General features: G+C 61.2%; 12 protein-coding genes and 1 pseudogene. 5 read left to right on the top strand and 8 right to left on the bottom strand.

The features are described from left to right. Positions 1–225 precede the first annotated feature (225 nt). Positions 226–1,161, bottom strand: coding sequence for a LysR family transcriptional regulator (locus tag ACH196_RS32425; protein ID WP_396650972.1), 936 nt, complete (start codon positions 1,159–1,161; stop codon positions 226–228). Positions 1,162–1,289: 128 nt separating this feature from the next. On the opposite strand from ACH196_RS32425, the gene ACH196_RS32420 reads away from it, so the two are divergent. After that, positions 1,290–1,619: a nuclear transport factor 2 family protein gene (locus tag ACH196_RS32420; protein WP_396650966.1), complete on the top strand. Its 330-nt coding sequence runs from the start codon at positions 1,290–1,292 to the stop codon at positions 1,617–1,619. Then, entirely contained in the window at positions 1,616–2,404 is a 789-nt protein-coding gene (locus ACH196_RS32415; RefSeq protein ID WP_396650965.1) for an SDR family oxidoreductase, read from the top strand. Before ACH196_RS32420 ends, ACH196_RS32415 begins: the two co-directional genes overlap by 4 nt. Before the next feature lie 234 nt (positions 2,405–2,638). On the opposite strand, the pseudogene ACH196_RS32410 reads toward ACH196_RS32415, so the two are convergent. Then, a pseudogene (locus ACH196_RS32410) lies at positions 2,639–2,761 on the bottom strand (integrase); the annotation flags it as partial. 62 nt (positions 2,762–2,823) lie between these two features. On the opposite strand from ACH196_RS32410, the gene ACH196_RS32405 reads away from it, so the two are divergent. Then, positions 2,824–3,021: a ketopantoate reductase C-terminal domain-containing protein gene (locus ACH196_RS32405; RefSeq protein WP_396650971.1), complete on the top strand. Its 198-nt coding sequence runs from the start codon at positions 2,824–2,826 to the stop codon at positions 3,019–3,021. Positions 3,022–3,165: 144 nt separating this feature from the next. On the opposite strand, the gene ACH196_RS32400 is transcribed toward ACH196_RS32405, so the two are convergent. The 5 genes from ACH196_RS32400 to ACH196_RS32380 form a co-directional block, all read right to left on the bottom strand. Then, on the bottom strand, positions 3,166–3,696 hold the full coding sequence (locus tag ACH196_RS32400; RefSeq protein WP_396650964.1) for a VOC family protein: 531 nt from the start codon (positions 3,694–3,696) through the stop codon (positions 3,166–3,168). A gap of 104 nt (positions 3,697–3,800) precedes the next feature. Next, on the bottom strand, positions 3,801–4,649 hold the full coding sequence (locus ACH196_RS32395; protein WP_396650963.1) for an alpha/beta fold hydrolase: 849 nt from the start codon (positions 4,647–4,649) through the stop codon (positions 3,801–3,803). A 52-nt stretch (positions 4,650–4,701) separates the two neighbouring features. Then, entirely contained in the window at positions 4,702–5,526 is an 825-nt protein-coding gene (locus ACH196_RS32390; RefSeq protein WP_396650962.1) for an oxidoreductase, read from the bottom strand. Between the two features lie 162 nt (positions 5,527–5,688). Beyond that, positions 5,689–7,086 (bottom strand): FAD-containing oxidoreductase, encoded by a 1,398-nt coding sequence (locus ACH196_RS32385; protein ID WP_396650961.1) that lies wholly within the window; start codon positions 7,084–7,086, stop codon positions 5,689–5,691. A gap of 190 nt (positions 7,087–7,276) precedes the next feature. Then, the gene (locus ACH196_RS32380) at positions 7,277–7,867 is read right to left on the bottom strand and encodes a DUF308 domain-containing protein (RefSeq protein ID WP_396650960.1); all 591 of its coding nucleotides are present in this window, start codon (positions 7,865–7,867) and stop codon (positions 7,277–7,279) included. Between the two features lie 427 nt (positions 7,868–8,294). Here ACH196_RS32380 and ACH196_RS32375 point away from each other — a divergent pair, with 427 nt between their 5' ends. Further along, positions 8,295–9,224: a LysR substrate-binding domain-containing protein gene (locus ACH196_RS32375; RefSeq protein WP_396650959.1), complete on the top strand. Its 930-nt coding sequence runs from the start codon at positions 8,295–8,297 to the stop codon at positions 9,222–9,224. A gap of 59 nt (positions 9,225–9,283) precedes the next feature. On the opposite strand, the gene ACH196_RS32370 is transcribed toward ACH196_RS32375, so the two are convergent. Further along, the gene (locus ACH196_RS32370) at positions 9,284–9,625 is read right to left on the bottom strand and encodes a hypothetical protein (protein WP_396650958.1); all 342 of its coding nucleotides are present in this window, start codon (positions 9,623–9,625) and stop codon (positions 9,284–9,286) included. Positions 9,626–9,962: 337 nt separating this feature from the next. Between ACH196_RS32370 and ACH196_RS32365 the strand changes: the two genes are divergently transcribed. Beyond that, positions 9,963–10,277 (top strand): co-chaperone GroES, encoded by a 315-nt coding sequence (locus ACH196_RS32365; protein ID WP_396650957.1) that lies wholly within the window; start codon positions 9,963–9,965, stop codon positions 10,275–10,277. Positions 10,278–10,308 lie beyond the last annotated feature (31 nt).

Here is a 10,308-nt window from a genome sequence, read left to right as displayed (position 1 = left end):
GAGAATGTGGTTCCTGACGGAGCCTAGACTTAGAACATCGATCTAATCCGGAGCTGCCAGAAACAGATTTTGAGAACAGAATTTTACGATCTTAGGCGTGAGAAGCGTTTTCACACAGCCTCGGCCCGACTTCGCACTGTCCGGTTCTGGCCGAGAAACTGAAAATGTCGACGTTCGGTCAACGACCCCATAATCGACGTTGAATTCGCAGCGGTCGAATGTCCGCTATGGCGCTTCCCGACCTATCGACGGCGGCAGGGCATCGCTAGCTCCACCTCGCTGCCGCGCGAAGTCGACGAAGGCCTTGAACGCGGCAGTCGGATTGCGCCGGGTCGGATAGTAGAGGCTCAAGGGCGACAGAGTGGGCATCCAGTCTTCAAGCACGCGCACAAGGCGGCCTGCTTCGATGTCGTCTCGCACGTCGGATTCCATCGCCAGGGTGAGACCGACGGAGGCGAGGGCCGCGGTACGTGCGAGGCTCGCTTCATCGAGGGTGATTGCGCCCTCAACGTCGATATGGACCGATTGTCCATCCTTCTCGAACGGCCAACGGTAGATTGCACCATTGGGAAGCCGGACGCGGAGACAGGAATGCTCGGCGAGATCCTGGGGGATCAGGGGCGTCCCATGCGCTTTCAAATAGCTCGGTGTGCCCACCACAACATTGCGCCGCGCGGCGCCCAGGGGGAGTGCGATCATGTCGGCCGGCACAAGGTCTGAGCTACGGACGCCGAGGTCGAAGCCGCCGGCGACAATGTCCACCAGGCGACCCTCTGTGACGATGTCGATGTGGACCTGAGGGTGCACGCGCAGAAACGGTAGGACAAGCGAAGTGAAAATCTCCCGCGCCGCTGTCGGAAAGGCGTTGATGCGCAACGTGCCCGAAGGGGTGGCTTGTTGAGAGCGCGCAACTTCCATCGCCTCATGAATGTCCTGCAAGGCAGGAGCGACTTGCGCGACGAACCGCTGACCTGCCTCCGTTAAGCAGACGCTTCGCGTCGTACGGTTGAAGAGCCGTACGCCGAGCGTGCGCTCCAGCTTTCCCACCGCATTGCTGAGCGCGGTCGTTGAAACTCCGAGCTCAAGCGCTGCCGTGCGAAACTTGCCCCGGTGGGCGACCATGAGAACGGCGTCTAGTTCCGTCAGGCTACTTTGCACAATTATCCCTCCTTTCGTGATGAGACATCCCGAATTGTCCTGATTATCGTGCGACCTGTCTATCGCTATCTTGGCTGGCAACCACACTTGCAGCCGCCGCGGCTGCGATCGTAGCTAGCAGGACAAGAACAATGACGCTCGAACTTCCAATCCCCATCGCCGCGTATGTGGCTGCGAACGCCCGCCTGGACGTTGATGGCATGGTTGCACCCTTCGCAGCCGAGGCCGTCCTTCGCGATAACGGCACCGTTCTTCGGGGGCACGACGAAATGAGGTCGTTGCTTGCAGAGGCCGTGGTCGCCGCGAAGGCGATTTTCACACCAGACACCGTCCGGCACGAGGCCGGGCAGCTCGTGGTCGAAGGTCCCGCTCATGGCGACTTCAAGGGCAGCCCGATCCGCTTCGCCTACCGTTTCACGCTCGAAGACGACGCCATCAAAGCCCTGGAGATTACGGCATGACCATCAAAGCTGATCCGACCGAGTTCGCGGGGAAACGCGTGCTCATCAGCGGCGGCACCAAGGGCCTGGGCCGTGCCACTGTTGACCGGTTCCTGGCCGGCGGCGCCCGGGTGATCACCTCCGCTCGCGGAACGCTGGAGCCCATCGGCGGCGTCGAGTTCGTCCAGGCGGACCTGACAACGGCCGCGGGCGGCGAAGCTCTGGCCAAGGCGGCGCTCGACCGTATGGGCGGCGTCGACATCCTGGCCCACGTGATCGGCGGCTCGACCACCCCAGGCGGCGGCTTCGTCGCCCTGACGGACGACTACTGGCTGTCCGAACTGAACCTGAACCTGCTGGCCACGGTCCGCCTGGATCGGCTTCTGATTCCGCAGATGATCGAGCGGGGTAGTGGCGCGGTGATACACGTCACCTCCATCCAGTCCGTCCTGCCCCTGCCCGATGCCACCACCGCCTACGCCAGCGCCAAGGCCGCGCTCCGGACCTACAGCAAGTCCATCTCCAAGGAACTCGGTCCCAAGGGCGTGCGGGTCAACGTCGTCTCCCCCGGATGGATCATGACCGAGGGGACCGGAGTGTTTTTGGAACGTATCCAAGCCGCCAACGGCGGCACGCTAGAGGACGCTCGCCAGCTCGTCCTGGACGGCCTTGGCGGCATTGCCATCGGGCGCGGAGCCGAACCATTCGAGGTCGCTGAAGCCATCGCCTTCCTGGCCTCGGATCGCGCCTCTTCGATCCATGGTTCGGAGCTCGTCGTCGACGGCGGCACTGTCCCGACTGTCTGATCACACGGACACGTCCACGCTTGGCCGAGCTGGCCAGGCGTGGACAGACGCACGCCCATGGCCTGATTGTCCCAACGTCTGCTCGCCGGCCTTAGGAGCGACTGTCCGCTCCTGGCGCACCGACATTCGACCCGGTCACCTCGAGCGACCGCTGCCCACCCACGAAGGACGAAGGAGGATGGAAATCTGCTTGTCGAAGCGGCCATCCGCTCTGCGTTCGGATGGCCGCTCAAGTCAGATCTTAGTTCGCTCGGCCAGGAGCGCGTCCTCCACGTCGATGCCAAGATAGCGCACCGTGTTCTCGGTCTTGGAGTGACCAAGCAAGATCTGATTGGCGCGGATGTTGCCTGTCGCCTTCTAGATCATCGACGTAACGACGGTGAGGTCGCGAAGGCTAGGGCCTACGTCACTCAGGCGGGATCGACCATCACGACTCGATGCTGCGCGACATCGAGAACGATTCACCGATAGAAGCGAATCAGATTATTGGCGACATGATGCGGCGGGCGTCCTCGTTTTCGCTGCCCGCCCCCGATACTCTCGACGGTTCACGCGCACTTGAAGTCGTGCGAACTTCGCCGCTCGCAGAGCATCTCGGCATGAGGCCCACGCGCTGACGAAGGTCAAGCTCACCCGGATGGGCTGACGTCCGGCGCGATCGATCCGTCACGACAGCCGTCGCGGCCGCGCATTTGTCGAACCTTTCGACAGCGTCAGCATCGCCGCGACTAAACTGATGCGGGTTCCTTTTCGCGCCCTGCTCAGTCCTCGTCCTGCCACCTGCGCAGATCCGTCTGGTCAAGATAGGCCATGCGGTCCGGTGTGGTGATGAATTCCATGGTCGTGCCCCAGGGCATGCGGCAGTAGCAGACCTTGTTTCCAGGACCTTTCTCGGTTGCATAGGGAATAGCGCGCGGCGCGGTGAGGGGCGTGCCTCCAGCCTTCTCGAAGCGCTCGACCGATGCGTCGATGTCGTCGGTGTAGACACCGAAGTGCGTAATGCCGAAGTCGCTTGCTCGAACCGGCGGGGCTTGCTCGGGGCCGTGCATTTCGAAGAGCTCGATGTCAGGCCCGGTTCCGATCTTGACCATCGCCTGCGCACGCACGACCGTTCCAGGGAACGCGCCAGTGCCCTTCTCGAATTCGCTTCCCTGCCGGGGCGGATCCTGCGGTCCGAAGGACTGATAGATCACCTGGCCGCCGAAAGCTTCCACCAGGAACGATTTTGCTGCTTCGATGTCGGGCACCGTGATGCCGATATGATTGACGCCGCGAATGACAGGTGCGGTCATGACAGTTTTCCTTTCTTGTTTAATCGATCGAATGCGATAGGTGCGGGCGCAACTCGCCTGCAATGTCGTAATGCGACCGCCCCGCGACGGGGCGGTGCAGAACTTTAATTGGCCTTTAGGAAATCGATCAGAGCTGCCGCCACTTCGTCCGGCCGTTCGTCCGCGACATAGTGGCTGCACCGCTCGATCGAGCCGCCTGTCACGTTGGTTGCGAACTCCTTGAGCATTGGGACCATCTGCGCACCGAAGCGGTGGTCCCCACCCAGGCCAAGCACCGGCATCTCGAGCGGTTGCTTCTTGTACTCGAGCGCGGCCGCATGGTCGGCGGCGAGGGTGCGATACCATTCCATGCCGCCGCGCGTGCGGCCAGGAAGGGCCATCGCTTTGGCGTAAACCTCGATGTCAGCCGGATTGAAGGTGCTGTGATCGTAGAACCGCTCTGCCATGAAGGCCGAAACGTAGTCATATTCACGTCCATGGATCAGGCGCTCGGGCAGATCCCGGTTCATATGAAAACTGAAATGCCAGATCTTTGCCGTCGTCGTTTCCCATTGCGTCCAGCCGGGAAGTGGAACATCAAGGACGGCCAGGTGGGTAACAGCCTGGCGATAGATGGCGGCCTGCGGCAACGCCACCATTCCGCCGATGTCATGGCCGCACACGGCGTAGCATTCATGCCCAAGGGCGAGCATCAGTTCATGCGCATCGCGCGCCATCGTGGCCTTGTCGTAGCCGCCCTGCGGGCAGTCGGAAAAACCCGCGCCGCGCAGATCGATAGCCACCACGCTGAAATGCTCGGCCAGTAGAGGCATCACATGGTGCCATTCCCACCATGTTTCCGGCCAACCGTGAAGCAGAAGGATCGGCGGGCCTGAGCCCCCGGTGACGGCGTTGATCTTGATGCCGTTCACCGGCACCAGTTGCTGGGTAAACCCCTTCAAAGCTGCGATCATGATCGCTTTCCAGTCAGATGTTGACGTTCAAACAGAGCTCGCGGCCGGCAGCTCACTGCTGGTCGAAATCGGTGGTGATCGTGATGTCGCGCCAGGCGTCGATATCGCTGCGAAACGCCGCCAGCTTTCGCTCGGCGATCGCGTGCGCGGCCGGGCCGAGCGGCAGGTGAAGCGGCGCGTCATCGGCATCGACCGCCCGCAGAATCACCGCGACCGCCTTGTCGGGATCGCCCGCCTGATTGCCGTCGTTGGTTTCGCGATAGGGCTTGCGCGAGCTTGCGGCGTATTCCGGCATCTCGTTGGCCGCCATCGTGATCGAACGCCCGAGGAAATCGGTGCGAAACGGCCCGGGCTCGACGATCAGCACGCGAATGCCGAACGGCTTGAGCTCGCCGGCGAGTGCTTCGGAGATCCCTTCCACGGCGAATTTGGCGGCATGGTAATAGCCTCCGCCGCCACGGCCCTCGATGCCCGCACCGGACGACATGTTGACGATCGTCCCGCCCGAACGTCGAAGGACGGGTAACGCGGCTCTGGTGGTTTCGATCAGACCGAAGACGTTGACCTCGAACATTGGCCGATATTCCTCGGGCGTGCCTTCCTCGATCGCGCCGAACAGAGCGTAACCGGCATTGTTCACGAGCACGTCGAATCCGCCGAACGTCTCGACTGCCTTGGCGACCACTACCTTGGCTGCCGCCGCATCGGTCACGTCGAGCGGCATAGTGATCATGCGGTCGCCGAAAGGTTCGGCCATCTTCTCGATCGTTTTGACATTGCGGGCCGTCGCGATGACCTGATCGCCGCGCCGTGCCGCAGCGAGCGCGAGACGCTGACCGAAGCCGCTTGAGCAGCCTGTGATGAGCCAGGTTTTCATTGCTTCTTTCTCCGAATTGCTTTCAGACGACGCCAGGCCGTCCTTTCCACGGACAGTGAGGTCGGCCGTGATCGGCAAATCCATTTCTCCAAGACCCGCCGAGACAGCCTTGCTCAGCCGCTCGCGAACAGCCTCGAGTCCCAATGGGCAGGGTCCTCGCAATCAGTCATCTTCCGCACTCCCGATCGGCTTCAAGTCGAGCAGCGCCGTCGGAACAAGCTCCGACACGGTCGGATGGATGGGGACCGCCCATCGCAGCGTGTCGATCGACTGATCGGCACTCATCATGTCGAGGATGCCGTGGATCGCCTCGTCACCGCCAGTCCCGAGGATCGCGGCACCTAGGATGCGGCGCGCGTCCGCGTTGGCCACAATTTTCATGAAGCCCTGGCTCTCGCCCTTCTCGACCGCGCGCCCAACACGGACCATGGCGCGCTTGGAGTGAAACAGCCGCCGGCCGCTCTTCGCCGCCTCGGTCTCGGTCATGCCGACCCTGCCGAGCGGAGGATCGATGTAGAGGGCGTAGCCGGTCAACCGCTGGCTGACGCGACGATCCTCGCCATCGAGTAGATTGGCGGCGACGATCTCGAAGTCGTTATAGGCGGTGTGGGTGAAGGCCCCGCGGCCGTTGCAATCGCCCAGCGCGTAGACATCCGGAAGATTGGTCTGCAAGCGGTCGTCGACGGTGATGTAGCCGCGGGCGTCCGTCACAATGCCGGCCGCTTCAAGCCCAAGATCATCGGTATTGGGCCGGCGGCCGACCGCCATCAGGACATGGCTGCCGATCGCCGGCGCATTATTTCTCTCGCAGTCGACCGAAACGGCGATGTCGCCGCCATGGCGCTTGAAGCCAATGCAGTCGGCTCCAGTCCGGACGGTGATGCCTTCGCGTTCGAGGATCGCCCGAACTTCTTCGGAGATGTCCGGATCCTCTCGCGCGATCAGCCGATCCATGCGTTCGATGATCGTGACCTCGGCGCCGAAACGCCGGTACATCTGCGCAAATTCGAGGCCGATATAGCTGCCGCCGACTACGATCAGGTGGCGCGGCAGGGTGTCGAGCGCCACCATATCAGTGTTGGTCAGCACGGGCACGTCGCCCACTCCTGGCATGTTGAGCACGACGGCTCGCCCACCGACGTTGATGAAGATGCGGGGCGCCGTCAACTCTTGCCCATCCACCATGACGGTGTGTGCGCTCACGAAGCGGGCATGGCCGCGGATCAGCTCGACATTGGCCATGCCTGCGAGCCATGTCTCGTTGTCCGCTCGTGAGTCGAGGATCACCTTCCTGGCGCGTGCCGCGACGGCCGGCATGTCGATTGCGACCGGTCCCTTTAAGGTGAAGCCATAGTCCCAGCCGCGACGCGCAGTGTGCGCGGCGTAGGCACTCGCGATCAGCGTCTTGGTCGGCTTGCAGCCCGTGTTGACACAGGTGCCGCCAACGAGGTGGCGCTCGATGATCGCCACCGTCATGCCGGCATCGTTCAGCCTACCGGCGAGCGACGGCCCCGCCTGACCGGCGCCGATGATGATCGCGTCGAATTCGCGTATGCTCATAAACACTACTCCCAAGTAGTCGCGCCCAAGGGGTGCAAGATGGCGGCATCGAGGCTTCGATGTTCTCAGGTGTTCGGATGGCGCGTTGGCAGCTCGGGTGTTAGGATGTGCACTGTCGCTCGGGGCTTAGAAGCAGCGCACGTGGGCCGGGACCGGAGCTGCGGTTCGAAGGCGTGGCTGGCGCCGCGTCTTAGCTCGCGGTGCGAAGTCCGCCTTTTCGGGCATCGCTGATTGTGAGCCAGATGGCAGAGACGGCGAAATAAAAGGCGCCGAACGCTGCATAGGGGGCTATGTTGGCGATGCCGACCGGGTCTGGTCCGTGGGCCATGAAGATCATGAAGACGCCTGCAAGGGCGGACTGGGCGCCGCTCAGGATCATCGCCCACTGGGCGCCGAAGGATTTCCAGCGGCCAACGGCGGTGGCGAGCTGGAAGATGCCGGAGAAGCCGGCCCAGATGCCAAAGACGACCAGCACGCTGTTCAAGCTGCTGCCGAGCGCGACGGCGACGGCGATTGCCGTGAGAATGCTGAAGATGAAGTTGAGCAACTGCGACTTGTTGCGGCGGAGGCCGCCGCTGCGCTGGGCATCGACAAAGTTGGCGATGGCATCCCAAGCCGGATAGGCGACGAGCATGACCGCAGCGAGCGATGGATTGCTCCTGGCGACTGAAATGGCGATCAGGACCCAGACTGCCGAGAAGGCGAACCGGGTGAAATAATAACGCTTGAGCCAGCCTGAGGCGGACGGGGTGGGTTGGTGTTCGACCGTCTGGGTAACCATGTCGAGTCTCCTACAATTGTCTGCCAGCTAGATAGGAGACGGATCGTCGGCGCGGAAATCGTTTGTTCAAATACCAGCAATTCAGTTCAGATATTCCTCGCAGGGTGATTTGATCATCAGCCCTTGCCGCGAGGGCGCCGAGTCCATTTGTCATTCGCCAACGCCCCCAGGATGTCGGCAGACAGGGCTCACTGTTTGAATTGAGAGATCGTCGTTCTCAAGCGCCCAAATCTTTTCGTGCACGTGCGTCGCATGCGTTATTCAAGTTCATCGCCGTTCTCCCGCTGCCAACCTAGAAGGCGAGCAGGCTATATCGCTACAAAACGAGGCCGGCGCGGTGCTAACCCGGTGGCTTATTTGCCTTAGATCTCGAAAGGACCTAAAAACCCGAAACCCTCGCTCTTATGGGCGCATATTGGGGGAGCGGATGCATCTTCGAGGGCTCGATCTCAATCTTCTGGTTGCGCTCGATGCGCTTCTCACTGAAAGGAATGTCACCCGCGCCGCGGAGCGCATTCATATCTCTCAGCCCGGGATGAGCGCGGCGCTGCGGAAGTTGCGCCACCATTTCGCCGATCCGCTGCTAGAGCAAATCGGCCGCAATCTCGAGTTGACCGAAAGGGGCCGCGCTCTCGCCGACCCTGTCAAGACTATTCTCTCCAAGGTCAGCGAGCTTAATGATCAATCGACCGGCTTTGATGCGTCGGCGGCGCGACGTGTTTTTCGGATTTCTGCGACAACCTATTGCTGTGAGCTTCTGGCCACGCATCTGATATCTCGGCTGCGGGAGGTCGCTCCGCTGATCAGCGTGCAGTTCGAGGAGTTGTTGGCAGATACCCCCGACCGCATTCTCGATGGTCAGATCGACTTCATGATCACAATCTCGGCCAGACTGCTCGACAAGATGCAGGCCTATGACGAGTTTATGCGGTCGGAGAAACTATTCACCGACAAGTTCGTTGTGGCGATCTCCAAAGATAATGCGCACACCGCCAAGACCATCACCTCCGACCAGCTATGTGCGATGGGATATATCGAGACTCGGTTTGGCGGAGTGATCGCTGGCGTCGCCGAGCAACTTTGGCGGCAGCAACCTAAGCAACCGCACATATGTGGGTGGCTGCCGAATTTCCATCTCACTTTGCATACGGTCGGCAGGACTGATATTGCGACGATCCTGCCATCGCTGCTGGTTGCGATGCAGGGCGACCGCTACAATGTGAGGGCGCTGCCCGTGCCTTTCGAGATGCCGTTCATCGAGGAACGGCTCTACTGGCACCGGCGGAACGACAGTGATCCCGGCCACCGATGGATGGAACGGACGCTCGAAGCGGTCGCTGCCAGTTTCATAAGTTGAGAACTGCAGGCGGAACTTCCAGCTGACCGTCGTCACCATGCGTTCTCCTTTCGCGAACTTCAGGCATCCAGTCTGTCGAAGCTGTGGCGGAATTCGCCAGATCCGCCATGGCGCGTTGATTCATCGATGTCGAGTTGACGCAGCGCATCCATGATCTGGTCGAAAGGGACCGGCTGCTCGCCTGGTGGCTGGCGCAACGCCGGTATCGATTCCACGGCACAGGCGTCCGAAGCCCAGGACGACAGGATGGCGCGCTTTTCCTGCAGGTCCAGCGTGGCTTCACTCAGCACGTCCATGGGATGTTTGAAGTACCGCGCCGGCGCAAGTAGCCGGTCAAGCGAAAGGTCGGATGTTTTGGGGGCGAGAGAGGCAATGATCGGCGAGAGCTTCTGTCGGTTCATCGATGTCCTCCGTCTGTAGAAAAGACGCCTTGCTGTATTCGGGGTCCGGCTGCCCAAAGACAGTGTCGGGTTCGGATAATTTTGTCGGATCGCCGAAAAAATTCACGCGGGAAATCCTGAGGTCAAACGAAATAGCTGCATGATAACAGTCTTTTGGCACTTTCACACGACGAGTGCTAAAATTTTTGGATCGACCCCTTGAAACCGCAAAAAGGCAAAATTAGCTCGATGGGCGCGCGATGCCTGATGAAGGGTCGCCACGCCTTGCATCGGCCCGATATTGCCGGTCCGGTGCAGAGGAATCTGAAAGTCTGTTTGTCCTTGAAGGAGAACGAAAATGGCGTCCCGTCCATTGCACGACCGTGTCCTAGTCCGCCGCATCGAAGCCGACGAGAAGACGGCTGGCGGCATTATCATCCCCGACACTGCTAAGGAAAAGCCGCATGAAGGCGAGGTGATCGCCGTCGGTCCTGGCGCGCGTGACGAAAGCGGAAAGCTCGTCGAGCTCGACGTGAAGGTCGGCGACCGCATCTTGTTCGGCAAATGGTCCGGCACCGAGATCAAGCTCGACGGCGAGGATCTGCTCATCATGAAGGAAAGCGATGTGATGGGCGTGATCGACCAGAGCGTTGCTTTCAAAAAGGCCGCGTGATCGGGCCGAGAAAAACTCAACCAGTCAACGA

It is taken from the genome of Mesorhizobium sp. IMUNJ 23232 (assembly GCF_044326205.1).
Taxonomy (GTDB): domain Bacteria; phylum Pseudomonadota; class Alphaproteobacteria; order Rhizobiales; family Rhizobiaceae; genus Kumtagia.
This window is presented reverse-complemented; position numbering and strand designations above follow the sequence as displayed.